A 26,647-nucleotide genomic window follows, 5' to 3' on the forward strand; every position below is an offset into this window, starting at 1 on the left:
GGGTCAGAGGATGAGGTAGATCGCGGCCGCGAGGATGACTGCCAGGCCGACCACGGTGCCGCAGAGGATGAGGATGTTCCGGCTCTGGGGGTCGGGCGGGGGCGGAGGGGGCCGGCGGGGTGGGGACGGGACCGGGGGCGGGGCGGGGCGTCGGTCGGGTGGTGGGGGGTCGGGTGGGGCGGAGGGGCGTGGCGGGTCGGTGGGTGGGGTGAGGGTGCCGGGGGGGAGTTCGTGGAGGAGGCGTTGCCACAGTTCGGGTGGGAGGTCGGGGGGTGCGGCCTTGGCACCGGGGGGTGGGACGAGGTGGCGCAGCAGCTCGTGTTCGACCGCGGTGCCCTCGTAGAGGAGCGCGCTCAGCAGGGCGTCGAGGGCCGGTGCGTGGCGCCGGTCGCGGACGTGCGGGGTGACGGCCCACTGGAACAGCCAGGCGGCGCGGCGGGCGAGTTCGGTGGTGGACTCGGCGGACGGGTCGGGCCGGCCCCGGTCGGTGCGGTAGAGGTAGAGCCGCTGGTCCAGGACCTCCGCGCAGAGGCGGTGTTCGTCCTCCGGGTGCCGCTGGGGGCTGCGGCGGTGGAGGACGAGCAGCAGGCGGCGGGTGGCCGGGTCCGGGAGGTCCTCCTCGCGCAGGATGTCGAGCAGGGGCCGGTCGCCGATGCCGTCGGTCAGCCGTAGCAGGTAGGGCAGCAGGTCGTTGGTCGAGCCGGGCCGGAGCAGGGCCCGGCGCAGTTCTTCGGTGGGCGGCACCGCCGGCGGGGCGGGGCGCTTGGGCGGGACGTAGACGGGCTGGTCGTCGGGGTCCGGGGCGGGGTCCGGGTCGGGGTCCGGGTCGGGGACTGGGGCGGGGCCCGGGGCGGGATCCGGTCTGGCCGCCCGGACGCCGAGGGTGCGGGCGAGGCGCCGCAGGCGCTCCTCGGCCGGCCAGGTCGCGGCGTCCCGCAGCTCGCCGGTCAGTTCGGGCAGACCGGCCGCCCGGCGGCCGGTGGTCTCCAGACAGCGTTCGACCAGGCGGGCCGCCAGCTCGTGGGCGAGGTCGGCCTCGGGGCGGCGCGGGTCCACCCGGGAGCGGGGCTGCTGCTGCCCGGAGTCGGTCGCCCAGTCGGCGACCCAGGTGACCAGGAGGTCGTGGCGGTCCGTCACGTCGTAGGTCGCGAAGGTCCACGGCTGCTGGAGCCAGGTGTGGCCGAAGATCTCGTGCAGGCCGCTGATCACCGCGGCGGACGGGTTCCGCTCGGGCCAGCCCGGCAGGGCGTCGCTGCGCAGGGAGAGGCGGTGCCGAGGACGGCGCAGCAGGGCCGCGGTGGCGACGGTGAGCGCGTCGGTCACCCCGGCGATCCGGGCCGGCGTGTCGGCCCAGGTCTGTTCGGCGCTGTCCCGCAGCAGGGCCCGGGAGACGGGCGGGCAGCGGTCGGTGGCCTCCTCGGCGAACCGCTTCGTGCCGAACGACCAGTCGCGCAGCGCCAGGGAGAGCCGGGCGCCGAGCACCTCCTGGTGGCCGAGCAGCAGGTGGCAGGCGGTGTTGGGCCGCCCGCCCAGGTCGGCGGTCGGCCACCGCCGGATGACCGCCGCCTCGCCGCGCTTGGTGACCGTCCGGACCAGGCTGGGGCGCAGCGCGCCGTCCACCCTGAGCAGCGGGGCGAGCTCGCGGGCCAGCTCCTCGGCGCGTTCCGGCGGGCAGGACCACGCGGCGGCGGCCATGCCCGCGCCGCGCCGCCCCAGATTGCCCTGCCAGCGGAACACGATCTGGTCGACGGTGCTGTCGGGGGCAGTGGCGCCCGGGGCGCTCATCCGGTCACCTCCCCGGGGGCGTGGCCGTCGGCCAGCTCGATGATGCCGTGCATGGCGAGCAGCGAGATCAGCGGCTCCAGCACCCGCTGTGCCCGGACGCCGCGCGGGTAGCGGCTGTCCTCCTGCCGCCCGCCGGTGGCCGAGGAGATGTGCAGGGTGCAGTGCAGGGCGGTGTCGAAGGGGCGCAGCCAGGCCTTCCCGGCGTGGCGGTGCAGCAGCGCGTACACGTCGCGGCTCTCCTCAAAGAGCCGTCGGCGGCTCAGCGGAAGGTGGCCGGGCTCGGTCAGCCAGCGGTCCACGGGGGGCTCGGAACGCAGCAGGTCGGCCTTGGCGACCACGACCGCCGAGGGGACGGTGAGGTACGGGCCGTTGCGGGGGATGCGGTCCAGGGCGGTGGCGAACGCCGGGTCCCCGTCCCGGTTGACGTGCAGGCCGAGCGCGGTGCGGATCTCGTCGAGCTGCGGCAGCGGCATGGCGAGGGTGGGGTCGACGACGAAGACCAGGGCGTCGATGCCGAGGAGGAACCGCAGCAGCGCGTCGGTGCGCAGGAGGTCCTCGCCGGCGAGGTCGAAGAAGGCCAGCGGGCGGACCCGGCCGCGCGCGTCGGTGATCAGCAGGGACTCCACGAAGCGGGCGGAGTCGCCGGCGCCGAGCCCGGCGGTGTGGGCGAGCACGTTGCCGTCGCGCAGCGGCACCACGCGGTCGTTGAGGAAGCTGGCGTGCTGCTCCGGGTTGACGGACTGCCAGCTGACGCCGTAGGGCTTCAGCCGGTCGTCGGCGATCTCGGCGATCATCTGGGTCAGCAGGTGGCTCTTCCCGGTGTTCGACTGGCCGATCATGGCGACGGTCAGCGGACGCCCGTTGGTCAGGTAGGGGACGGGGATGTGGTGCGGCGGCGTCGCCGGACCGCCCTCGCAGAGCTGGAAGGCGCCGCGCAGCTCGTCGGCGAGCACCCGCGGGTTCTGCTGGTCGGCGAACCGGTAGGGCTGGAGGTCCTGGACGGCGTCGGGCACGTAGAGGGCGTTCGGGTCGAACCGGATGGGTTCCAGGCAGTAGGGGCAGAGCACGCCGCCGGGGTCGGCGGCCGGGTACCCGTACGGCGCGCCGTCCGGGCCGGCCGTCGCGTCCTGGTCGGCGGCCGCCGGGGCGCCGTACCCGGGGAGCGCGGCGTACCCGGGCAGCCCGGTGCCGCCGGGGTGCTTGAGGGCGACGGCCCGGTCGAACTCGGCGCGGTGCCGGCCGAGGCCGTCGCCGCCGGCGGTGCGGCCCGCGCCCGGGCGCCGGTCGGGCGCGAGCAGGCCGAGGAGCGCGGCCGGGGCGGGCCGGTCGGCGGCGCGGGGGGCGAAGGAGGACCGCATGGTGTGGGCGAGCGAGCGGTGGTCCGCGAGGTCGGCGGGCTCCCGGTCCGGGTCGCCGGGCCGCCCGGTGACCAGGCGGTACATCACCTGGGCGGTGCTCCAGAGGGCGTCCCGCGGGTCGGTGTGCCCGGTGCCGCCGCGCACCTCCGGCGAGGCGTACGGCGCGGGGCCGCGCGGGGTGCGCGGCCGCCCTGTGTGGGCCACCGCGTCCAGGCCCCACAGCTGGACGGCCCGGCCGTCCCAGCGGACGGCGGCGGGGGTGATGCCGTGGTGGACGAGGCCGAGTTCGGCGAGCAGGGCGGTGGCGTCGACGAGGTCCCGTTCGACGGTGCGCAGCTGGGTGACGGCGAGGCCGTGCAGCCGCTCGGCCGGGGTGCCGCGCGGCGGCCGGTAGAGCACGAACGGCTCGGCGACGTCCAGGTCGTAGCCGATCACCACGGGGAAGAGCCGGGCGAACTCGGTGTCCCCGAACGTGCGGTGCAGCCGCAGGGCGGTCGCCGCCTCGGTGTCGAGCGCGTCGCGGGCGGCGTCCGTGACCCCCGTGCCGGGGGGCGCCGCCGCCCGGACCTGCACGCACTTGACCGCGCCGTCGAGCAGGGTGTTCCGCATCAGGGGGGCGTCGCGGACCACCGGCCCGGTCGGGTCGGGGCCGAACCTCGCGGTGGCGAGCAGGCGTCGCCCGGCGGGCGTCAGGTAGGGCAGGTCGACGCCCTTGGGGCGGCCGGGGTCGCCGGGGCTCCGCGGCCGGACGGGCCCGGTGGTGCTCACCACTGCTCCTCCTCCTCGGGCAGCGAGACGTGCCGCTGCCGGACGGTCTCGACGACGCCGGCCCGCAGCGCGGTGAGCCGCAGCTGCCCGGCGTAGCGGCCGGCCGCCGTCCGGACGTCCCGGACCTCGGGTCGGCCGGGCGAGGTCCGGTGCCTGCCGGAGCCGTCCTGGGCGGCCTCCGGGGCGAACCGGATCAGGGCGACGGCGTCGGGGTTGCGGCTGAGCAGGTCCAACTGCTCGGCCGAGTTCAGCTGCAGCAGGCCCTGGCCGTCCTGGTCGGGGCCGGCCGCGTCGGCGGCCCGGCGGATGTCGATGCCGAGCAGCCCGGCCGGGCCGCTGCGGGCCCGGTGCGGCGCGGCGAACGGCGGGGCGGGCAGGACGTCGTTGCGCCGCAGGTGGTCACGGGCCACCGCGAGCAGCTCGCGCACCCGCTCGGCGATCCGCTCCTGGGCGGCGTCGCCGGCGTGGCCGCGCTCGACCGCGCCCCAGTAGGGCTCCAGGGCGGTCAGCGTGGCGTCCGTGAGGTCGCCGGCCAGGGTCGGCACCAGGTCCGGACCGCCCTTGGCCTCCCCGCGCTCCAGCCAGCGCGGGCCCGCGGCGGCGGTGCCGGGCAGGGGCCCCGCCGGGTGGAAGGGGTCGGCCGTCCGGGCCTCCTCCCGCCGCTCGCTGCCGCCTCCGGAGGGGACGCTGGTCCAGTCGTACTCGTCGGGTTCGTCCGGTTCGGCCGGCTCGTCGCCCTGGTGGTGGTCGCCCCGCCCGTACGGGGTGGACGCGTCGTTCCCGGGTTCGTCGTCGGCGGTGCGGCCGAGCCAGTCGTCGTCGCTCTCCGCCATGGCCTCGGGCGGGTCGGCCCCGAGGTCGCGGGTGGCCTCCTCCTCGGCGGCGGTGACCGAGGCGCGGAGCACCCCGACCACCGACAGCGCCGCGTCGGCGCAGTACCGGCGCTCCTCGACGGCCCAGAACTCGCGCAGGGCGCGGGCGAGGAGCTCGTCCAGGCCGTTCAGTCCGTCCTGCAGCGGTGTCACACCGCGTTCCAGGCCCCAGCGCTGGGCGTGGTCGTGCCAGGTGCGCAGCAGCAGCCAGCCCCCGAGCCCGAGCCCGGCCGGCAGGCCGAGCGCGCCCGCCCAGACCGGCAGTCCGGCCGCGCCGGCGGCCGCGGCCGCCACCGCGGCCCCGAGGAGGGCGGCCACGCCGAACCGGCCGGCGTCGGAGGCCCGGCCCGGGCCGCCGGGCAGCCGGGTGACGGCCCGCAGCATGCCGAGCACGAGCAGCACCGGGACGGTGAGCGCGGCCGGCAGCGCCGGCCAGGTCCAGAACCCGCCGAGCGCGCCGGCCAGCCCGGTCAGGGCCAGCACGCCGGAGCCGGGCGGGTCGGGCGGCAGCGGACGGTCGGGTGGCGCGGCCTCCCGCAGCCGGTCCAGTTCGGCGATCCGCGGGGCGTTGGAGAGCGGCTGCACCTGCTCGGCGAGCAGCGACAACTGCTGCTCCACCGAGCGCAGCGACAGGCCGTCGCGCAGCAGCCCGAGGGCGAGGCTGCGCAGGCTCTCGCCGATCTGCTCGCCGGTGGTGGTGGCGGGATCCACGGCGACGCCCAGCCGGGCGAGCCTGGTCGCGGACTCGGCCGCGGACTGCGCGCCGACGGTGCCGCCGTCGCTGCGCAGCACCTTGCCGATCAGACTGCCGTAGCGGTCCAGCGCCGACCGGGCCCGGTCGAGCGCGGACTCCAGCTCACGGCGGCCGGCCCCGTTGACGAGCCCGGCCGGGCTGCCGAGGGTGACCAGTTCGGCCTCGGCGTCCGACAGCGCGTCGACGACCTCGTGGCGCACCCGGGAGGTCTCGCCGCCGTCGACCGGCCGCCCCGGGGTGCCGGTGGTGGAACCGGCGACCAGACCGGCGAGGGTGGTGGGCAGCGTGGCGCCGGTCAGGACGGTCGGGCCGGAGGTGTGCGAGCCGGCGAAGCGGAGCAGCGCCTCGCTCCAGGCCTGGCCGCGGACCTCGGGGGAGAGGCCGTGCTCCAGGACGCGCAGGGCCGGGGCGGCCACGCCGTCGGGCAGCGAGCCAAGCAACTCCAGTGTCTCGTCGAACAGTTCGGGCATCGCGAGGACATCGACCAGGACGGCCAGGGCCTGCGGGTCGGCGGGCCCGGCCTGGTCGGCGGCGCCGTGACCGGCCTGGAGGTCGCCGGCCCAGAGCAGGCCCGCCTCGGGGGCGCGCAGGGTGGCGGGGCGCACCAGCCGGCGCTCCGCCGGGAGGTCCTCGTCGGAGCGGGCCGGGAGCCCGCCGACCAGGAGGCAGAGCACCCGCACCCGGCCGGGCGTGCGGTAGCCCATGATCTGCTCGAACCGGGTGCGGTGCTCGTCCAGCCCGGCGGGGGTGTCGACCACCAGGAAGCGCTGGTCGTGCGGTTGGACCAGGCCCTGCGTCGCGAGCCGGGCCGAGACGGCCGCCCGCAGCACGGCAGGGTCCTCGCCGGCGAGTTCGGCGGTGCGCAGATCGAGGTGGACGACCGGCGCGGACTGCGACAGGGGAGTGCTCAAGCGGGCTCACCGCCCCGGCGCTCCGTGCCCGGCTCGCCCGGCTCGTCCCACCAGGAGGTGGAGCGCGGCTCGTCGGGGAACTCCCGCGGGGGTTCGCCCCGGGCGGCGGACCGGTCGGCGTTGCGGTCGGCGCTGTGGTCGGTGTCCCACCCGGTGTCCCGGTCGGGGCGTCCCACGAACCCGGTGTCCGGGGCGGGCCCCTCCCGCCGGTCCGCCGGCCGGGGGGAGGGCTTCGTCCAGTCGTCGTCGTACGCGGCCCCGGAGCGGTCGGCCCGGTCGGTGCGGTCGGCCCGGTCGGTGCGCGACTCGTACGCGGCGCCGGCCCGGTCGGCGCGGTCGGCCCGGTCCTCGTACGGGTCCCGCTCCCCGCCGGCGGTGCCGTGGCGGTCGTCGTCGTACGGGTCCCGCTCGCCGCCGGTGCGCTTCGGGGCGGGCTCCCAGCCGCGCGCGCGGCCCCGGCCGTCGGGCCGGTCGGCCGGTCGGGCGGTGCCGAAGTCGTCCTCCTCCCGCACCGGCGGGACGCGGGTGCCGTACGCGTCCTCGTCGGTGTCCTCGACGGCGCGCGGGGACAGCTCCCCGCGCTGGATGACGTCCAGCAGCGTCTCCAGGTTCGGCTGGACGGCCCGCTGGTCGCCGAACTCCAGCTTCAGCGCGGCCGGCAGGGTGTCCGCCCAGAACTGCCAGAGCGGGCGGAACCAGCCGTCGACCCGCTCCCCGCCGATCTCCCGGCGGGACCGGAGCATCCGCAGCTGCTGCGGGGCGATCTGCTCGACCAGCCGGACGAACAGCGGGTCCGGCCGGCTGGCGGAGCGGGTCAGCCCCGCCGGGCGGGCCGCCATCAGCCGGCTGCAGTAGTCCTCGACCGTCCGTTCGTCGTCCAGCACCGTCCAGCGCTCGTAGGCGCGCAGCAGCTCGGCCCAGCTGGAGACCCCGTTCTGCTGCTCGCCGAGCCGCAGCCGCACGCCCGGCACGTCCACGCCGCGGTCGCGGAACAGCCGCAGCCGGATCAGGTGCGGGGAGTCCTCCGGCCCCTCCAGCACGTCCACCTGTCCGTTCCAGAGCAGGCTGAGCAGCCGGTGCAGGATGAGCCGGCGGTCGGCCTCGGTGGAGACCAGCCAGTCGTCGCGGTGGCCGAGCCGCTGGCGCCAGCGCAGGACGTCGTCGCTCTGCTCGTTCTCCTTCGCCTTGGCCCACTGGCGCAGCATCTTGCGGGCCTCCGGCACCTGGGTGAGGCTCATCTCGCTGCGGAACAGCACGACCGTGATCGACTGCGTCTCGACGCCCCGGAACTCCGCCCGGGCGTCCTTCGGCAGCCGCAGCGCCTTGCGCAGGAAGTCCTCCACCTCGTCCGCGGACTTCACCCGCGGGTACGTCACCAGGGCCTTGAGCGGGCCGGTGCCCTCGGGCACGAACCCGGCCGGCAGCAGCCCGGCCAGCTTGCGGCCGAACTGCTCCAGCGCCTCCTTGCTGACCTGCTCGGCGTCCTCCGTGCTCCCGGCCGCCGCGGCCAGCAGCACCCCCATGGCGGGCAGCAGCGGGCGCTCCTCCAGCTGCTCCCCGCTCTCCGCGAAGAGCCGCTTGACGCCCGCCTCCACGGCAGTCTTCACCTCGCCGACCGCGTTGCCGGGGTTGCGCCGGCTGAGCGCGTTGGCGGAGCGCCACTCCTCGCCGCCGACCAGGCGCATCAGCAGCGCGGCCTCGTCCTCGGTCTCGGGCAGGCCCTCGCGCGCGGTGAGGCGGGTCACCAGGTCGTCGTAGAAGTGCTTGAGGTCGCGCTGCGGCGGCAGCAGGTAGGAGACGCCGGTGCGGTCCTCGTAGAGCGTCTGGGACTGCTCGGCGAACGCCCTCGGCTCGTCCCGGGCGTGGTTGCGGAAGGCCGTGGCGAGCCGGCCGACCTCGGCCTCCAGCGCGCGGGCGGTCGGCTCCCAGCGCTGCTGCTGGCTCTTCCAGCCCTCGTGCCACAGCTGCCGGCTGCGCCAGCGGTACCAGGCGTCCTGGGCCCGCAGCACGGCCTGGACCTCGTCGTCGCCCCAGCGCGGCTGGGCGAGCCCGCCCATGCGGCGCCGGATCCTCGGGGCGGACGGCGGCTGCTCCCGGGTGCCCGGCGGCAGCGGGGGCGTGTGGGTGCGCTGGTCGAGCAGGCCGAGGAAGCCGAGGCGGGCGAGGTCGTTGCCGTCCTGCGGCACGCCCCGCACGATCCGCTGCACGGTGAACGGGTCGACCTTCGCCAGCAGCCGGTCCACCGCCCTGCGGGGCGCGAAGTCCTTGGCCATCTCGGCCGTGCGGACCGCCACCTGCCGGGCCAGGTTGGCGAGTTCGGACTGCATGTCGCCGAGCCGGGCGGCCAGCCCGGCCTCGATGGCCGAGCTGCCGCGCGGCTCGGGAGACGGCGGCTGGATCTCCAGGGCGGGCCGCAGCAGGAGCTCCTCCAGGCCGGAGTCGGTGAACATCTGCTTCACCAGCTCCTCGGCGGAGTGGCCCGGGCGGTGCGTGCGGTCGTCGAGCTGCTGGACGGAGGCGCGCAGGATGCGGCCGGAGACGAGCGAGGCCAGTTCGTCCACCGGGGCGGTCATCGAGGCGACCAGGCTGGTGGAGACGCCGCGGCGGCCGATGCCGGACGGCGCGGTGGCGGCGCGCTGCGTGCCGCGGTTGATGAAGCTCGCGGCGAAGGTCTGGTAGTCGTCGTCGGCCCGGGTGCGGGCGGTGCGACCGTCGCCGAGCTCGGTGCCGATCAGCGACATCACCAGCGACACCATCGAGCGGCGCAGGTCGTCCGGCCGGATGCCGGCGGTGCGGTTGAACAGGAAGGCCGTCGGCAGGATGCCGGTGCGCAGCCGGATCGGGGCGGTGTGCGGGTAGCGCACGCGCAGCGTCAGGTCCTCGTCCAGGTCGCCGAGTTCGGCTCCCTCGACCGGGGCGTTCTGCTCGTCGACCAGGCGGAAGAGGTCGACCAGGGCGCGGGCCGAGTTGAGTTCCGCCTCCCGGCCGCCGCCGCTCGCCGCCGGGAACGCGGAGGGCATCACCACCAGCGGGTAGATCTTGACGCCGTCGAAGCCCTTCTCCCGGAAGGCGTGGTTGATCAGGTACAGGTAGTCCAGGAAGATCCCGGCGCCGGTGCCGCCCGCGACGGAGAACGCCACGAAGACGTCGCAGCCGGAGACCGGGCCGCCGCCGAGCTGGCTGAGCACCCCGCCGGAGCGGGCGAGCGCGTCGATGGCCTGCATCAGCGGTTCCAGGACCGGGTCCAGCCCGCCGCGGAGGGTGCCGAACAGCCCGGCGCGGCCGACGGTGGGCAGCTGGCCGGCGCCGTTCTTCAGCGGTACGACCCGCGGCTCGTTGTTGCGGGGCGGCAGCCAGGCGGCCGTCTCGTCGGGGAGGCTGGCCCGCAGCATCTTGGTGACGTCGGGTGAACTGTCGAAGTTCGGCAGCAGGTCGTGGGTGGAGCGCGAGGTGCGGCTGAAGACGGGGCGCAGCGCCGGGGCGGCGGAGGCGTGCGGCAGCCTCGACAGGTCGGTCTCGCTGAAGTCGGCGTAGACGAACTGCAGGCAGTCCGGCAGCTGGTAGGGGGCCATGGCGCCGAGGCCGGTCAGCGCCGTGCCGTCCGGCCCGCAGAGTTCGGCGCGCAGCCGCCGGTCCAGCTCGGCGCCGACGAGGCCGCCGGTGCCGCCCAGGCCGACGAAGAGCATCGGCTGGAAGATCTTCATGTGTTCCGCCTCCATCCGGCCGCGCGGTGCGGCCGGTTCGGGTGTGGGGTGGGGCGAGGTGGACGTGCGTGGGGTGGGCGTGGGTCGGGGTCGGCGGGGCTGGGGCGGGCGCCCGGGTCAGAGGTAGTCGGAGGACGGCGTGGACGGTCCCGTCGCGAACGGCCGTTCGTCGGACCGCGGTGGCGGCGGGGTCGGCCCGGTACGGCGGCCCGCGCCGAGGCCGAGGCTCAGGCCGTCGGCGAGCGGAACGGGGGTGTCCGCGCTCAGCCGCGAGGGCGACCGGCGGCGGATCTCCAGCACCGCGCCGCCGTCCTGGCTGCGCTGCACCCGGTACGTGCCGCCGGGCCGGCGGACGATGCGCGGGTGCGGCCCGCCGACACCGCTCACCTCGAACTCGTACCAGCCGCGGGAGCCGGCGGACGCGGTGTGCTTCCCGATCTCGCGCCCGCCGTCGTCGAGCAGGAGCAGCTCCAGCCCGGCCGGGGTGCTGCGGTCGCGGGTGATCCGGCGACGGACCAGCAGGCCCAGCACGGCCAGCACCACGACGGCGCCGGCGAGCGCCAGGGCCCACCACCACTGCTCCAGGAAGGTCGGCGGCGGGGTGACGGTGAGGGACAGCGGGCTGTCGACCAGCACCCGGTCCCGGTCGGAGGTGTCGACGACGGTGACCTTGCCGCCCACCGTCACGCCGTCGTCGCCGAGCAGCCGGCCGAACGCCTTGGCGCTGCCCACGGTCAGGGTGACGTCGACCGTGCGCGACTCCTTGGGCGCCAGCGTGACCGAGCCCGGGGACACCGTCAGCAGGCCGGCGGCGAGGTCGGTGACGGCCGGGCGCAGGGTGTGCGGCACCGCGTCGTCGTTGCGCAGGGTCAGGGTGCCCCCGACGCCGTCCCCGGGGTGGGCGCTGGCGCCCCCGTCCAGCGAGAACGACGCGGTGACCAGCGGCACCGCCGGGGAGACCACCGAGGCGGCCGGGCGGTTCTCGTCGGCGGCGAGGCCGGAGGCGGTCAGGGTGCCGGAGGCGGTGATCCGGCCGGTGGCGCCGGCGGGGACGGTGACGGTGCCGGTGAACGTGGCATCGCCGCCCTTCGCGTCCGGGGCGGCGCCGTCGTCGGCCAGCGGGACCGGGACCGACGGGAAGCCCTCGCCCGCCAGGACGGCGGTGACGCCGAGGTCCTTGAGGTCCTGCTGGTCGGTGATCGCCAGGCCCTTGCGGGTCTGCAGCTTGAGCGTCACCACGGCCTTCTCGCCGGCCCGCGGCGACGGCGGGGTCAGCGTGATCGAGCTGTTCAGGGCGCCGCGCCAGAGCACGCTGACGCTGGCCAGCTGGGCCCGGTGCCCCTCGGGGGCGTCCAGGTGGACCCGCCAGTCGCCCGGCACCGGGTCGGTGATGCGCAGCGACTCGACGCTCTGGTCGCGGCCGGAGAACTCGAACGTCGAGTCGGGGTCGGACCCGGGCCCGGTGATCTGCTTCCCGGAGGGGTCGAAGTACGTCGCGGTGACCTGCGGGTCGCCCTTGTCGACCACGATGCTGCCGACGGTGGCGAGCGGGGAGATCCGCACGGGCAGGTCGGCCGGCGGGTGGCCGGTCTTGCCGGGCTCGGCGCGCAGGCAGTGGGCGGCGGCGAAGGCGGCCTCCAGCGCGGTGCCGACGGCGCCCGAGTCCTGCACCACCGAAGCTCGGGGCCTGGCACCGGGCAGGCTGACGCAGCCCTCCTGGAAGCCGCCGGCCGCCATCCGGTCCAGCGCGGCCCGGTCGATCTCCGCGCCGAAGCCGAGCGGCCAGATCTGGATGTTGGCTGCCTTGGCGGCGGCCAGTGCCCTGGTCAGCGCCTCCTCGCCGGCGGCCGCCCGGTGCGCCGGGTCCCCGTAGGCGGGGCTGTCGCTGACGTCCAGCTTGCCGTCGGTGAGGACGAACAGGACCCGGGGGACGGCCGGGTCGGTGCCGTCACCGAGCCGGCCGACGCCCTGGAGAACGGCGTTCGGGAAGTCGGTGCCCTGGCCCTCGTCGGGGGCGCGACTGTGCAGCTTGGCGATGCAGGTGCCGATCCGGTCGCGGCCGGCGGCGTCGAGGACGGTCGGCGGGCAGACCTCGTCCACCGGGTGCTGGCCCGCGTTGTCCGCGCTGGCGAAGCCGAACACGCCCACCGTCGAGGCGGGGTGCACCTCGCCGAGGGCGATCCGGAGGGCCGCGGCGCGCTCGCGTTCGAGGTCGGCGGGCTTGAGGCTGCCGGACTCGTCGACGGCGACGGCGTAGTTGACCGGGCCGATGGACGCCGACGGTGTGCCGGGCGCGGCCGCGGGCGCGGGATCGTCGGCGGCGGCCGGACCGGCGGGCAGGCCCGTGGTCAGCAGGGCCGCCGCCGCGACGACGGCCGCGGCGCGACCGAGGCGGTGGCGCGGCCGCCGGGGCCCGGCCACGGCGGCCGTGGCGCGCCTGCGGGAGGGCCCGAGGGACAGGTGGTGCACCGTCATCTCCTCTGGATCAGGGTGCGTGCTCCCGGCCGACCGGTGTGGCCGGCCGGGGAGTCGGCGGGTGGGGGCAGGAGGGTGCGGTCAGGCGAGCAGCAGCCCGGCGGTGGTGAGGGCGGCGCCGGGCGCGAGGCAGCCGACGCCCCAGCGGATCCAGCGGTACTTGGCGGCGAGGATGGTGCTGACGTCGACGGCCTGGACGAGCAGCCAGCCGACCGGGTCGCGGCCCGCCGCCGCGACCCGGTCGGCCAGCGCCGTCCGGCCCTCGGCCGGCAGCAGGTCACCGAAGTAGGTGACGCCCTCGTGATCGCGCTGGGTGCCGGTGCGGGGCAGGATCGCCCGCACCAGCGCCACGGCTCCGGCCGCCCAGAGCGCGCCGCCGAGGGCGAGCAGGACGGCGGCGAGGCCGGTGGGCCGGCCGTCCGGCCAGCTGCGGCCGAGCAGCAGGGCCGGCAGGCCGAGGGCGGCGGTGAGCAGGATCGAGGCCTTGGTGTCGGCCCGGCCGATGTCCTCGCGGACGGCGGCCAGCAGGCGGTCCGCGACGAAGCGGGCCTCGTCGGGGGCGGGTGCCTGCGGGGACGGGGATGTGGTCGGGGACGGGGACGTGGTGGAGGTGGCGGCGGGGGGCGGTATCGGGGGCACGGTGGTGGTGCGGGGCGGTATCGGGGGCACGGTGGTGCGGGGGTCGGGCACGGCTCACCACCCGCCGTTCGGCGACCAGGGCCGGTCGTCGTCGCGGGCGTCGTCGGGGGCGTGGTCGGGGTCGTGATCGCGGCGCCGGCCCCGGTCGCGGTCCGGGCCGTGGTTGTCGGTGCGCGGGGTGCCGGTCCGGTCGGTCCGGGGCCCGGGGGCGTCGCGGGCCGGGGCGGGTTCCCAGTCGTCGAAGGCCTCGCTGGGCCGGCGTCGAAGCCGGGTGTCGGCGGCGGGCCGCTGCGGCGGAGCCGGGTCGGCCTCCAACCAGGAGGGCGTGTAGGGGCGTTGGCCGCCCGGACGGTCCGTCCGGGCGGTTCGGCGGTCGTCCGGCTCGGACCACCGGTTCTCGCGCTGCTCCGTACGGCGGTCGTTGCGGTGCGCGGCCCCTTCGTTCCGGGCGTCGCCGGGGCCGTCCGCCCTGGTGCTCCGATCGTCCCGGCGGTCGTTCCGGCGGCGCTCGCTCCGGTCGGTGTCGCTCCGGTGGTCGTCGCGGCGGTTGTCGTCGTGGCGGTCCGACCGGTCGTCCCAGCTGCCGCGGCGCTCGTCCCACCGGCTGTCGTTCCAACCGTCGGTCCAGTCGCTGTTCCGGTCGTCCTTCCGGTCGTCGTCGCGGCTGCCGTCGCGATCGTGCCGGCGGTCCGACCGGTCGTCCCGGTGCTCGTCCCAGCGGTCGTCCGGGCCGTCGTCGTGCTGCCGGCCGGGCGGCAGCTCGCGGCGCGGCGGTGCGGGCCGCACCGGCGGTCGGCCGAAGCTGCCCTCCACCCGGTACGCCCCGGTGCCCAGCAGCTCCCGGACCTGGCTCTCCAGCTCGGCGGACTGGATCACCCCCTTCTCGACCAGGTCCAGGGTGTGGTCGAGGAGTTCGCGCCGGTCCTGGCGGGCCTCCTGGCGCAGCAGCTCCATGAAGGCCCGGGCCTCCGCCGGGTTGTCGGCGAGCATGAAGCAGATCTGGCTCCACTCGCCGCCTTCGAGCATCACCCGGAACTTCTGCATCCGCAGCTGGAGCAGCTCACCGCTGTGGTGTTCGCCGGCCAGGTCGTGCGCGTGCTCCCGCTCGGCCATCGTCCCCCGGTGGTCGTCGTCCCGGACCTGCTCGGCCTGCGCGATCGCCTTGCGGTCCACCGTGAAGCGGATGTACAACTCGGCCCGCAGGCCGAGGTCGTAGCCCAGGTCGTCCCACTGGCCGTTGCGGCAGGCGGACTTGACGGCGCGATCGGCCTCGGTCGCGGCGGTGATCGGGTAGCCCGCGCAGACCCCGCGCAGGCGCTCGGTGAGCGGGGCCCGCAGCCGGACGGCGACGTTGGTGACCTGCTCGTCCACCACCTTGAGGTAGTCGGTGACCGTCCACTGGATGTCGGCCTCGACCTCGAAGAAGGTGGTGCCGCCCGCGGCCGGGACCTGCAGCGACACCCGGGTCATATGGGTGCCCCGCGCCACCTCGCAGACCGTCACCGGCCGCGCCATGAACGGGCGGCCGACGTGCTCGCTGCCCCGCGCGGTGATGATGCTGTGGCCGCCGTTGCGGTAGAAGAGCACCTGGGCGACGCCGGCACCGGGCTGCGGGAGGCCGCCCTCCGGGCGCGGGTACTCCTTGAGCAGCGGGCCTGCCGGGTGCACCGAGGAGGCGCCGCCCCGGCCGGGGGACTTCCGGCCCGCCTTCGGGTCGTCCGTCATCGTTCGTCCTCCTCGGTGTCCCTGCGCTGCCGGTCGGTGTGCTGTTCGTCCGTGTGCCGCCGGTCCGTGCGGTTCGGGTCGGGGGCGGTGCGGCTCCGGTCCGGACGGCCGACGGGGGCGGGGCGGGCCTCGGGGGCGGGGCGGCCCTCGGTGGCGAGGTGCCATAGGCGGCGGGCCGCCGCCTTGTCCAGCGGGGCGTCGGGATCCTTCATCATCCGGCGCAACAACCAGTCCAGGAGCTGCCGTTCGCGGTCCCCGCCGAGCAGTGACGGCAGCAGCGCGGCCAGGCCCCGCCGGGTGTCCGGCCCGCCCTCCAGGCCGCCGTCCTCCTCGGGGACGGCCCCGCGCAACCAGTACTCCAGGCAGTCCGTGGCGGCCTCGTGGGAGCGCGGGGTGCGCAGCGCCGTCCACATCAGGTCGGCCAGGGCCCGGACCCGGTCCGGCCGGGTCACGGCCAGGGCCAGCGGCAGCGGCCAGTCCAGGTGGTCCGCGAGGTCCGGCGAGGCCTCGCCGTCCCAGACCTCGCCGACCGTGGTCACCGCCAGCCGGACGATGGTGAGCAGCCCCAGGTCCTGGTGCGGCACGCGGCGGTCGGCCGTCCAGTCGGCGATCCGGCGCAGGACCGCCCGGTCGTCGGGGCCGGACAGCAGCCGGACGGCGCTGTGCGAGACGAGCGGCGCCTGGTCGTCGTGCTCGTCGGTGCCGATCCGGGCCAGCCGGTCCAGCGCCTCCTCCACCGGGGCGATGTGGCCGAAGCCGAGGGCCATCGCGGCGGTCCAGCGCAGCCGCACCGAGTCGGACCTCGTCCAGTCCCGGACCAGGGCCCGGACGGCGGGCCGGTGGCTCTCGTGCCGGGCGGTCTGGTCGAGCACGGTGGCCGCGAAGGCGCGGCGCTGGGTGGCGGGGGCGGTGGCCATCGGGCGGACCAGCTTCTCGTAGCCGGTGGCGAAGTCCCGGGAGCACAGCTCGCCCGAGGCCAGCGCGGCCCGGACCCAGACCTCGGGGCGCGGGTCGTCGGCGAGCAGCCGCATCCAGCGGATCACCGGTTCGCGGGCCGGGTGGTGGCGGTCCCAGACCTCGGCGAGGACGGCGGCGGGCAGGGCGGCACCCCGGTAGCGGACGATCCGGGCGGGTGCGCCGACACCGGCCGTCTCCACCTCGCCGTCGGTCAACTCGGCCCGCAGGAAGGCGAGGTCGGAGGCCGGGTCGTCGCAGAACAGCGGCCGGGCGGGCGCGTTGGCGGGATCGCGGGCGACCGCGAACTCCCAGGTGAGCAGGTGCGCGGCCTCCGCGACGGTGCTGTGCGCCGAGCCGTTCAGGACGGCGAGGGCGATCCGGGACGCGGTGGGGTGCAGCACGGTGGCGGCCGAGCGGCCGTTGTCCCCGGCGGTGTCGGCGATCTCGCGGTCGGCGCCCGCGAACCACTGCTGCGCCTGCTGCGGGGCGAGGCTGGCGCAGCCGTCCAGCAGGTCCTGGCGGGTGAGCCGGCCGAGCACGTGGGCGGAGACCAGGTCGGCGAGCAGCTCGGCCTCGGCGGGGCGGAGGTCCTCCAGGCCGACGGCGGCGCGCACCTCCGGGTCGTCGACCAGTTCCTCGGCACGCTCGAACGCGTCGGGGCCGGTCCGGAACGGCTCCCCGGCGGACCCTGCTGCGGACCCGGTGGACCCTGCTGCGGACCCGGCCTCGGACTCCGCGTCCGGGTGCTCGCCGCCCGCCCCGGCGGGCTCCGCCGCGAGGCGCTCGGCCAGCCGGGCCCGGAGCAGTTCCTCGGTGGGCGCCGGCGGGCAGATCAGGCCGTACCGCCCGGCGAGCAGCGGGGCGGCGGTGGGGCCGGCGGCGACCACCAGGACCGCGAAGGAGTCCCGGGCGACGAGGGCAGCGGCGAGCGCGTCGAGTTCGAACTCGTCGGGCGGCAGTACCGTGCGGCCCCCGCCGGACGGGAGTTCGAGCAGGTAGCCGCGGTCGCGGTGCTCGCCCTCGGCGACCACGGTGGTCAGCCGGGGCACCCGGGTGTCCGGCGCGATCCGGGAGACCCGGGCGGGCGGCTTCTCACCGGCCGCCCCGCCGGGCTGCGCCCCGGCCGCGGGCTGGGCGGGGCCCGCCTGGGTCAGTTCGTCGAGCAGCGCCAGCGCGGTGCACGTCCGGCCGGTGCCCGGGGCGGCGGCGAGCACCAGCACGCGCTGGCGGCGCAGCGCCCGCTGGAGGCCCACGTACCCCTCCGGCTCGCGGTAGATCCGGCGGACCCGGCGCAGTTCCGCCTCCGGCACCGGGCCGCTGACCGCGCCGACCGCCTGCCGGCCGTCCAGGCTGAGGTGGACGTCGCCGATGTGGGCGCGGTGGAACACCGAGCGGTCGAAGAGGTTGTGGTCGCCGCCGACCTGGTAGGAGGAGCGGGCCGAGCGGTGGGCGCGGGAGGTGGCGGCCATCCCGGTGGCGGCGCCACCCTCGTCCTCCTGCTCGTCCAGGAGGCGGTCGCGGCTGCGCTCGCGGAAGCGGCCGGCGGCGCGCTCGCGTTCGGAGCGCTCCTGCTCCTCGCCGTCCTGTTCGGCGCGCCCCGGCTCCTCCCCGTCCGCCTCGGCGCGCGCTGGACCGTCCCCGGTGCGCACCGGCTCGTCGCCGGCCGGCGGCTGCGGCCCGCGGTCCCGCTCGGGGCGGTCCGGCCCGGGGCGCTCCCGGTCGGCGCGGTCGCGCCCGGGGCTGTGCGCACCGCGGCGGTCCCGGTCGCCCGGCTCGCGGCCGCGGTCGTGGTGCCCGCGGTTCTCGGGCCCGCCGGCCCGGGGCTCCGGGCGGGCCTCCGGCCGCCGGGCGGCGCGCTCGCGCGGCTCCTCCGCCCTGCGCTCGGCGGGTGCCTCGGTGGTGCCGGCGGGCTCAGCCACGGCGGTCTCCCTCGGTGGTGCGGCCGATGTGGACCGGCGCCTGGTACGTGTTGTCGTGGTGCACCGAGAGGTCCCCGGCGACGGTGGTGCCGTGGGGCAGACCGGTGGCGACCGGGTCCGCGGCGGGCCCGGGGCGGGGCTCGGTCCGGTGCGGGGCGCTCCCGGCCGCGTGGTCCGGTGCGCCCGTCGTGCCGCCGTCGGCCGTCCCGCCGCGAGCCGGCTCCCCTGTGGTCGGCTCGTCGGCGGGCGGCCCCTCGGCGGACGTGCCGCCGCCCTCGGGTACCGGGACGGGCCGTGGCCTGCCCGGCAGCCGGAGCCAGGCGTGCACCCCGCCGTCCTTGAGCCGCAGTCGCGCCGGAGCGTAGTGCTCGGGGTCGACGAAGCGGCCGCCGTGGCAGACGACCTCCCGGTACAGGGAGTCGGAGACGACCACCACCAGGTCGGCCCGGTCGCGTTCGAGCAGCCGGCGCGCGGCGTCCGAGTCGGTGAGCCGGCAGGCGAGGTCGACGGCGTGGCCGCTGATCCCCTGGGCGTCGTGGGTGACGGGGCCGACGTGCAGGCCGATCCGGAGCCCGAGCGGCATCCGCAGGTCGCGGTTGTCCTGGCGCAGCTGCTCGTGCACCTCGGCCACCCAGACGCCGATGATCCGGGCCGGCGGGACGGTCGAGGCGATGGCCGCCAGGATGCCGTCGCCGCGGTCCTCGCGGTGGACGAGCCGGGCCGGCACCCCGGCCCGGGCGAACGCCCGGTCGAGGACGGCGTAGAGCTGCCGGCGCATCCGGGTCTTGCCCTGGTCGTCGTAGGACCCGGACCGCCGGACGTCCACGCCCACGACCAGCTCGTACACCGCGTCGACTGCCTGGTCGTCCACGTCCACCCCCATGGTTGTCTCTGCCACGCCGTCAGGATTGCCTGCCGCGCGCCGGGTTGTCTGTGACCGTTTACATGCGCCGTGCGGTCACGCCCGGCCGCGCCTCATGTGCGCCGTCGCGCCTCCGGCCGCTGCTCGGCCGGTCCCCGCGCGAGCAGTAGCAGCGGGGCGGGGGCGAGGATCTCGACCTGCCGGGTGCCGGTGCGCACCAGGCCCTGGTCGCGCAGGAGCCTGAGCGCCTTGGCCACCGCCTCGCGGGTGGCGCCGACGGTCGCGGCGAGGTCCTCCTGGGCGAGGTGGACGACCGCGGCGGCGCCGTCCCGGCCCGGCCGGGAGGTGGCGTCGGTGCCGGAGAGCTCCACCAGGCGGCGGGCGAGTCGCTGGACCACGGTGAGCGAGGCGAGCGCGGACCGTTCGCGGTCCGAGTCCCTTAGCCGGGAGGCCAGTTGGGTCATCACCTGGCTGCCGACCCGGGGGCTTTCGGCCAGGAACCGGCGGAAGCTGTCGCCGGGAATCACCAGGGTCTTGACGGGCCCGAGCGCCTGGACCGTCGCACTGCGCGGTCGCTGGTCCAACGCGGCCAGCTCGCCGATGAGTTCACCCGGTCCGCGCAGGCCGAGCACCAGCCGGGTCGCCCCCCGGTCGATGGCCGTGAAGACCATGGACCAGCCGGCCAGCACCAGCAGGACGTGCGTGGACCGGTCGCCCTCGGAGAGCAGGTGCTGCTCCGGCCGGAACGTGCGCTCGGCCCCGAGCGAGACCAGGGCTTCGAGATCGTGGGCGGTGAGCGTTCGGGCGAAGGGCTGGTCGCCGCCGAGCAGACCCATGTCACCTCCTGGTCCTCACCAACCGTCTTGATCCGCTCCGACGTTGGGAGATCGTAGACCTGCCGGAGGAGGAATTTGGCCGAATTTCTCGCGATGGGAGCGATGTGGTGCTGGAGGGATTCACGAGGCTGGTGTGACATCTCCGCGAGGAGTCGGCGGCGCCCGGACCGTACGGCGAACGGGCAGGTCGGCAAGGTGATCGCGGGAAGAGCGGCGCGGTTTGGGACACGATTCAGACATCTCTTGGCAACAGTGCGGTGTACACGCTCGATGCGCCGTCGTGCGCCCCCGCGCACTGCGTCCCGGGGGGCGTCCGGCGAACCGGCCGGGCGGCCCCGGTCACGCCGGGTGGCCAGCGGCGGCGGGCGGGTCGGAGGTGGCCTGCGGGGCCGGGTGGGCGGGCCGTCCGGCGGCCCTCTCCACCGTTCCGGCCAGTCGAGTCCGGTCCCTTGACACGATCGGCACAACTTCACCACTCTTGGCCCATCGCCGAGCTGGTGTGGACGACTGACCCATGGTCATTCATCTCAGCTGATGGCGTTGTTGCCAGCCAGTCATCGAAGGAGGTGTGTGCCATGAAGAAGATCGTCGTCCGCAAGGCCGGCCCGGTTCGCCTCACCAGCGCGGCCCGTGCGCTGTACCTGCCGTGGTCCTGCGCCGTGCAGAACTGATCCATCCCCCCGGGCAAGGGGGCACACGGTGCCGGCCGGACCCACGTGCGGCCGGCACCGCTCCACCTCGCCCCTCCGCCTACCTCCCGCAGGAGGATCCGTGCACTCCTCCACGGACAGCGGCTCCGCCGCCCCGGGCGTCGACCTGGACCGTGCGGTGCCACTGCGTCGCCTCGTCTATCTGCAGGAGGCCGACGAAGTCACCATCGGCAGCCCGGAGACCGACACCTACGCCGTCTTCCCGCCCGACGGCGCCGAACTGGTCCGGATGCTGGCCGACGGCCGCACGCCCCGCGAGGCCGCCGAACGCTACGAGGCCGCGCACGGTGAGAGCGTCGACATCGCCGACCTGGTCGGGGCCCTCGTCGAGCTCGACCTCGTCCGCTCCGCCGGGGAACCGGTGGGACCGGACGGACCGGACGGACCGGCAGGCGGTGCCACCCCCGTGCGCTGGCAGCGGCTGGGCCGGCTGGTGTTCAGCCGACCGGCCTTCGTCGGCTACGCACTCGTGACGGCCCTCGCCGTCGCCGAGATGATCCGGGTGCCCCGGCTGGTCCCGCGCGTCGACCACATCTTCTTCAGCTCGTCCTACACCCTCGTCGTGCTGATGCTGTTCGTCGGCCAGGTGCCGCTGCTCGCCCTGCACGAGGCCTTCCACGCGCTGGCCGGCCGCCGGCTCGGCCTGCGCTCGCGGCTCTCCGTCGGACGCCGGCTCGTCTACCTGGTCCTGGAGACCTCCCTCGACGGCCTGGTCGGCGTGGAGCGGCGGAAGCGCTACCTGCCCATCATGGCCGGCATGCTGGCCGACACCCTGGCGATCGCCGTGCTCACCCTCGTCGCGGACCTGACCCGTGACGCGAACGCCGGCGTCGCGTCGATCTGCCTCGCGATGGCCTACGCCACCGTACTGCGCCTCGCCTGGCAGGGATTCTTCTACCTGCGGACCGACCTCTACGTCCTGCTCAGCACCGTCCTGGGCTGCGTGGACCTGCACGCCGCCGCGGCCGACGTGCTGCGCAACGCCGTCCGGCGCGGCACCGGACGGCCGCCGCTGGACCTGTCCGTCCACCACCCGGTGGACCGCCGCGTCGCGCGCTGGTACGCCTGGCTGATGCTGGTGGGCTACGTGTTCACGCTCACGATGTTCGCCGGGGTCGTCGTACCGACGGCCTACCGGCTGCTGCACGACATGTGGCTGCGGCTGACCGGCCAGGCCTCGCTCGCCGGCCGGCTCGACTCGCTCGCCCTGATGCTGCTCAGCGCCGCGCAGACGGTGGCCGTCCTCGTGCTCGCCGCCCGCGAGCGGCGCGCCGCCGCCTCGGCCTGACGCCCGCCCCCGCCCGTGCGCGGCTCGCCGCCCCGGCCCGACGCCCGAACCGACCCCTCTCTCCTGCGCCACCGCACGAAAGGCAGCTGTGTCATGGCCGAGCACCGCCACTACTGGGTCCGCGCCGCCGGGCGTCCCGCCCGCGCCGACGCCCGCGAGCGGCTCGACCTGCCGCCCGTGCTCGCCCTGGTGAACGCCAACCGCCGGCTCCGGGGGCCCTACACCGCCGTCGGCGCGATCCTGCGCGCGATCGTCCCGGACGCGCTCGCCCGCTGCCCAGAGGCCGTCACCGGGCACGACATCGAGATCCTTTCCACCACACCGGAGTTGCGCGACCTGGTGCCGGCCACCCGGGAGACGCTGACCTCGCTGGCGGTGCCCAAGGAGCGCACCCGCTTCTACTCGGCGCTGCGCACCCTGCGGATCGCCCACGGCCTGGTCGAGTTCCTGGAGGCGTACCTGCGCGCGGTCGGTTCCGCCCCGCGCACGCTGATCGTCGACGACGCCCACGCGGCCGACCCCACGGACGCCGAGTTCCTCGCCGTCCTGCTGCGGCGCGTCGATCCCGCGCTGCTCACCGTGGTGGTCACCACCGGCGACGAGCCGCCCGCGAGCCCGGCCGGCCTCGGCAGCGAGGACCTGCCGACCGCGCTGGCCGCGTACTGCACGGTGGTCGGCCCGGTGGTTGCCTCGGTGACCGGCCCGGCGGGGGAGGGCGGCGCGCCGGACCAAGGGCGGCCGGCGGGTGCGGTAAGCGAAGGAGGCCCGGCCGGGACGCCGTCGGCCGCCGTGCTCGGCCGCCGGCACATCGACGGGGACGGCGTGGGCGACGACCCGGACGAGCTCGCCGCCTACCTGGCCCTGCCGCCCACCGAGCGCGCCCGGCTGCACGACCTGCGACGGGCCGAGCTGGAGACGGCCGGGGAGTCCTCGCTGCGGCTCGGCGCCATCGCCTGGCACGCGGAGCACGGCAGCGACCCGTCCGGCGTCGGGGCGGACACGCTGCGCCACGCGCTCGACCACTGCATGGACCTCGGCTACTACCACGCCGTCCTGGACCTCGGCGAGCGAGGCCGGCGGCTGGTCACCCACGAGAGCCACCCCACCCACTGGTGGGCCTTCACCACCAAGATGACCACCTCCTTCGCCGCGCTCGGCCTCGCCGAGCAGGCACTGCCGCTGTACGACGAGGCCCGGGCGCTCAGCTCCTCGCCCGAGGTCCACATGCAGGCCGCGTACGCCACGGCCATGCTCCACACCCGGCACTTCGGCGCCGACCGGCGCGACCACCAGCTGGCCCGGAGCTGGGTCAACCAGGCGATCGCCTTCGCGAAGTGGCACCCCGAACCCAAGGAGCGGGAGGCGCGGGTCGTGTTCAACCGCAACGGCCTCGCGCTGATCGAGGTCCACCAGGGCCGCCTGGACGCCGCGTTGGAGCTGCTGGATGCCTGCATCGCCCGGCTCGACGAGACCCTGGAGGAGCACGAGCACGCGCTGCACCGCTCCGTGCTGCGCTACAACCGCGCCCAGGTGTACGCGGGCCTGGGCCGCCACACCGACGCCGTCGCCGACTACACGGCGGTGATCGAGTGCGACCCCAACTACGCCGAGTACTACTTCGACCGGGGAATGCTCTGGCGCGACCTCGGCAGTCCGGAGCAGGCGCTGGCCGACTACGACCGCGCCATCCGGCTGTCGCCGCCCTTCCCGGAGGCGTACTTCAACCGGGCCGACGTGCTGGCCGAGCTCGGCGAGACCGAGGCGGCCGCGGCGGACTTCGGCTACGTACTGGAACTCGACCCGGCCTTCGCCGACGCCCGGCTCAACCGGGCCGCCCTGCTGTTCGAGGCGGGCGAGCACGAACGCGCCCTGGGCGAGGTCGGGACCGGATTGGCGGCGACTCCGGACAGTCCGCAACTCCTCTGCCTGAAGGGTCAGCTGCTGGCGGCCGAGGGCGACCCCGCGGCGGCGTCCGAGGCCTGGCGGGCCGCGCTCGCCGCCGACCCCGAGTACGCCCAGGCGTGGGCCCTGCTCGGCGAACTCCGCTACGAGGAGGGCGACCTGGACGGCGCGAGCGCCGACCTGGCCCGTGCGGTCGAGCTCTCGGCGGACCCGGGCATGCGGTTCAACCTGGCCGTGGTCCACCACGATGCCGGACGCTACGGCGAGGCCCTCGGGCTGCTCGACGAGGTGCTCGGCGCGACCGAGGACGTGGACGCCCGCTTGCAGCGGGCCCGTTGCCTGATCGGGCTCGACCGGGCGGACACCGCCAGGGCCGACCTGCTCGCCTGCCTGGAGGCCGACCCCGGGTCCGCGGAGCAGGTGTACGAGCTGATGCCCGACCTGGCCCGGGTCTGAGCGGGGCCGGGTCTGCGCCGGGCCGTTCCTGAGCGGGCCAGTTCCTGGTTCGGCCCGTTCCTGAGCGGGCCAGTTCCTGGTTCGGCCCGTTCCTGGTTCGGCCCGTTCCTGGTTCGGCCCGTTCCTGAGCGGGCCCGCCGATGCCGCCCCGCCCACCGATGTCGCCCCGCCGCCCCGCCGCAGACGCCGGGCGGCGGGGCGGCCCCATGCCGTCAGTGCCGGAGGGCGGCGCGGCCCAGCTCGTCGCGCACCCGGGCGCGGACGTGCGCCACGGCGGGCGAGCCGGTGTAGGCGGCGGCCACCCGGACCAGCCAGGCCGCCTCCTCGTGGATGCCCGCCGCCACCGGGTGGGGTACGCACCCCTCGCCGGGGTGCCCGGCGAACCGGTGCCCGGCCCGGGCCGCCTCCAGGGCGGCCGCGATGGCGGCCGCCTCCACCACGGCCGCCAGCTCCTCCGCTTCGGCGGGGCCGACGGCCTCCGCCACCCAGTGCCGCACCTCGGGATGCAGATGGGGGCGGAGGGCGAGCTGGCCGTCGCGGATCTCGATGATCCGCCGGTACAGCGCGAACTGGATGTCGCGGCGACGCGGCCCGCCGGCGTCGCCGAACAGCCCGGTCCGGGCGGCGAGTTCGATCTCCGGTAGCGCCGTCCGCATCGCCGACCAGAGCGGACCGAGCCTGCGGTGATCGTGCCAGGCCCGGACGCGTCCGGCCCAGTCCGCCCAGCCGGACGCGGTCGCACCGGCGAAGCCGAGCGTCACGCAGACGGCGCCCGCCAGCGCGGACACTCTGCTCTCCGCGCCGTTCTCGTGGCCCGTGGCGAGGATGTTCGCCAGGTCGTGCAGGGTGTCCGCGGTCCACAGCAGGCCCGCCAGCGCGCTCAGTGCCATCAGGCGCAGGCCCAGCCGGAGGACTCCGCGCGGCAGGCACCGCGCGCAGCGCCCGATCAGGAAGCCGAAGACCGCCAGGCACCAGGCGGTGTGGAGGGCGAACAACGTGACGTAGGCCGCCAGGACGGGCCGGCCCGCGGCGTCGACGCCGACCTCGGCGCCCCGTCGGACGGGCGAGGCGGCGAGGAAGAGGGCGACGCCCAGCAGGACGGTGACGGCCGTGAGGGCGGTCTGCCGCAGCACCGCGCGCCGCGCCGCCGCAGCCGGCCGGGTGGAGTACGCCATCATCGCCAGCGCGCCGGAGGCCGTGACCTTCAACTGGTCGGCCACCAGGGTGAGGTGGCTCGGATCGGGGAGTAGGGCGGCCAGCGCCGGACCGGTGGCGGGGGCACTCATCGCCATCCCCGCGCCGATCAGCGCCCCGCAGGCGTAGCCGTGGTGGAGCGCCGGATCGGACCGGCGTCCCCGGTCCATCAGGATCTTCCAGACCGTGCCCAGCAGCGCGACCGCACCGGCGAAGTACCCGGCGGCGTTGGCCAGCTGGTCACCCACGGCGGGCCGCGCCGGGCCGCAGCGGCCGGTCGAACACGTACCGTAACCGGACGACCTGGTCGGCGAGTTGGCCGACGGCGGTGGAGCGCGGCCGGTGCAGGGCGCGCTGTAGCGCGAGGGAGGCGACGAGCTCCGCCTCCTGCTCCATCCGCTGCGTGTAGCCGGACCGGCCGAGCACCCGGCGCACCAGGTCCTCCGGCAGCAGCGTCGTCAGCGCGGGCGACACGGCCGGGGCGGCCCCGGGGCCGCCGGTGTGCCCGCAGAGGAGGTGGCCGATCTCGTGCAGCACGATGTGCTGCTGGTGCAGCGCCGTGGTGTCGGCCGGGTAACCGATGTAGTCCGCCCGGTCGGTGGTGATCAGCACGCCGCACGGCGAGTGCTCCGGACCGGAGAGCGGCATCAGTTCGATGGGTCTGCCGCGCCGCACGGCGAGCGCCTCGGTCAGCGCCGGTATGCCGAACGGTTCCGGAATCGGTATCGACTCCGCGACCCCCCGACATCGCTGCCAGAGCCCCTGCTCAACCCCACCCGGATACCCCACGATTCGCCCCCCTGGCGGTCGACCGGGAGGTGATACTACGGACGCGGCAACGCCGAGGGAATCCGCTTCACCATCTCGGAGCCGCCGCGGCAGCTACCGGCCGCCGGCCTCGCGGCGGGCGATCGCCTCGATCATGTCGCTGATCGTGCCGAGCCCTTCGGGGGAGAGGGTCACCGCGCGCAGCGCCACGTCCCGAACGCCCGCGTTGCGCAGCGCACCGAGCAGCGCCAGCTCCTCGGCGATCCTGGCACTCTGCCGGTCGTCGAAGAAGTAGGTCGGCGGCACCTGGAAGAACTGCGCCAGCGCTTCGAGGTGACGCTTCGTCGGGTTGTTCCGGCGGCCGGTCCGGAGCTGCCAGAGGTACGTCGCCGAGAAGCTCTCGCCGGTCGCCTCCCGACAGGCCCGGGCGACCTCCTCGTGGCTGTACGGCTCACGGTCGGGACGGCGGACCACGTCGAACAGCCGGTCCAGCTTCGCCGCGAGCGTGGACGCATCGGAGTCCGCATCGGGCACGGCACACCTCTTCCCTCACCCCGGGCGCACGCGTCGTCCGTGCGCGGATCGACCTCTCGCGAACCGAGCCCCCAGTCTAGTTGCTCCCCAACGCGGGGCACCGGCCCGGAGAGCAGCGTCCTGCGGGAGCGCATCCGGAGTCCGTCACCCCGTTCGCGCCGTGGTCGTCGTGTCGCCGGGGACGAGGCCGGGACGGCCCGCTGGGCCGCCTCCCCGGGGAGGCGGCCCAG

The 26,647-nt window shown here is 76.1% G+C and carries 15 protein-coding genes; 2 read left to right on the forward strand and 13 right to left on the reverse strand.

All coding sequences use genetic code 11. The features are described from left to right. Positions 1-3 precede the first annotated feature (3 nt). The 10 genes from ABZ495_RS19210 to ABZ495_RS19255 form a co-directional block, all read right to left on the reverse strand. On the reverse strand, positions 4-1,785 hold the full coding sequence (locus ABZ495_RS19210) for a hypothetical protein (protein WP_359837055.1): 1,782 nt from the start codon (positions 1,783-1,785) through the stop codon (positions 4-6). Continuing rightward, positions 1,782-3,911: a hypothetical protein gene (locus ABZ495_RS19215; protein ID WP_359837057.1), complete on the reverse strand. Its 2,130-nt coding sequence runs from the start codon at positions 3,909-3,911 to the stop codon at positions 1,782-1,784. Before ABZ495_RS19215 ends, ABZ495_RS19210 begins: the two co-directional genes overlap by 4 nt. Then, positions 3,908-6,448: a hypothetical protein gene (locus tag ABZ495_RS19220; protein WP_359837059.1), complete on the reverse strand. Its 2,541-nt coding sequence runs from the start codon at positions 6,446-6,448 to the stop codon at positions 3,908-3,910. The genes ABZ495_RS19215 and ABZ495_RS19220 overlap by 4 nt, the downstream gene beginning before the upstream one ends. Next, positions 6,445-10,152 carry a tubulin-like doman-containing protein gene (locus ABZ495_RS19225; RefSeq protein WP_359837060.1) on the reverse strand — a complete coding sequence of 1,236 codons (3,708 nt, stop codon included), beginning with the start codon at positions 10,150-10,152 and terminating at the stop codon, positions 6,445-6,447. The genes ABZ495_RS19220 and ABZ495_RS19225 overlap by 4 nt, the downstream gene beginning before the upstream one ends. A 117-nt stretch (positions 10,153-10,269) precedes the next feature. After that, the gene (locus ABZ495_RS19230; protein WP_359837062.1) at positions 10,270-12,621 is read right to left on the reverse strand and encodes a VWA domain-containing protein; all 2,352 of its coding nucleotides are present in this window, start codon (positions 12,619-12,621) and stop codon (positions 10,270-10,272) included. Positions 12,622-12,708: 87 nt separating this feature from the next. Continuing rightward, entirely contained in the window at positions 12,709-13,317 is a 609-nt protein-coding gene (locus ABZ495_RS19235; protein WP_359808175.1) for a Pycsar system effector family protein, read from the reverse strand. A gap of 3 nt (positions 13,318-13,320) precedes the next feature. Then, positions 13,321-14,991, reverse strand: coding sequence for a hypothetical protein (locus ABZ495_RS19240; protein ID WP_359837064.1), 1,671 nt, complete (start codon positions 14,989-14,991; stop codon positions 13,321-13,323). Further along, complete coding sequence (locus tag ABZ495_RS19245; RefSeq protein WP_359837066.1) at positions 14,988-17,867, reverse strand: hypothetical protein; 2,880 nt, start codon at positions 17,865-17,867, stop codon at positions 14,988-14,990. Before ABZ495_RS19245 ends, ABZ495_RS19240 begins: the two co-directional genes overlap by 4 nt. Next, positions 17,860-18,765, reverse strand: a complete 906-nt coding sequence (locus ABZ495_RS19250; protein ID WP_359837068.1) for a hypothetical protein — start codon at positions 18,763-18,765, stop codon at positions 17,860-17,862. The genes ABZ495_RS19245 and ABZ495_RS19250 overlap by 8 nt, the downstream gene beginning before the upstream one ends. 77 nt (positions 18,766-18,842) lie before the next feature. Then, positions 18,843-19,565 (reverse strand): Crp/Fnr family transcriptional regulator, encoded by a 723-nt coding sequence (locus ABZ495_RS19255; protein ID WP_329490224.1) that lies wholly within the window; start codon positions 19,563-19,565, stop codon positions 18,843-18,845. Positions 19,566-20,336: 771 nt separating this feature from the next. On the opposite strand from ABZ495_RS19255, the gene ABZ495_RS19260 reads away from it, so the two are divergent. Then, the gene (locus ABZ495_RS19260; protein WP_359837070.1) at positions 20,337-21,563 is read left to right on the forward strand and encodes a hypothetical protein; all 1,227 of its coding nucleotides are present in this window, start codon (positions 20,337-20,339) and stop codon (positions 21,561-21,563) included. 93 nt (positions 21,564-21,656) lie between these two features. Further along, the gene (locus ABZ495_RS19265; RefSeq protein WP_359837073.1) at positions 21,657-23,921 is read left to right on the forward strand and encodes a tetratricopeptide repeat protein; all 2,265 of its coding nucleotides are present in this window, start codon (positions 21,657-21,659) and stop codon (positions 23,919-23,921) included. Positions 23,922-24,133: 212 nt separating this feature from the next. Here ABZ495_RS19265 and ABZ495_RS19270 read toward each other — a convergent pair whose 3' ends face one another. From ABZ495_RS19270 to ABZ495_RS19280, 3 genes are all read right to left on the reverse strand, one after another. Then, positions 24,134-25,363, reverse strand: coding sequence for an MAB_1171c family putative transporter (locus tag ABZ495_RS19270; protein ID WP_359837075.1), 1,230 nt, complete (start codon positions 25,361-25,363; stop codon positions 24,134-24,136). Further along, on the reverse strand, positions 25,356-25,763 hold the full coding sequence (locus ABZ495_RS19275) for a ParH-like protein (protein WP_359837076.1): 408 nt from the start codon (positions 25,761-25,763) through the stop codon (positions 25,356-25,358). The genes ABZ495_RS19270 and ABZ495_RS19275 overlap by 8 nt, the downstream gene beginning before the upstream one ends. 234 nt (positions 25,764-25,997) lie before the next feature. Continuing rightward, positions 25,998-26,417, reverse strand: a complete 420-nt coding sequence (locus ABZ495_RS19280) for an XRE family transcriptional regulator (RefSeq protein WP_359837078.1) — start codon at positions 26,415-26,417, stop codon at positions 25,998-26,000. Between the last annotated feature and the right edge of the window lie 230 nt (positions 26,418-26,647).

Origin of the sequence: Kitasatospora sp. NPDC005748 (assembly GCF_040630735.1) — a bacterium.
Lineage (GTDB): Bacteria > Actinomycetota > Actinomycetes > Streptomycetales > Streptomycetaceae > Kitasatospora.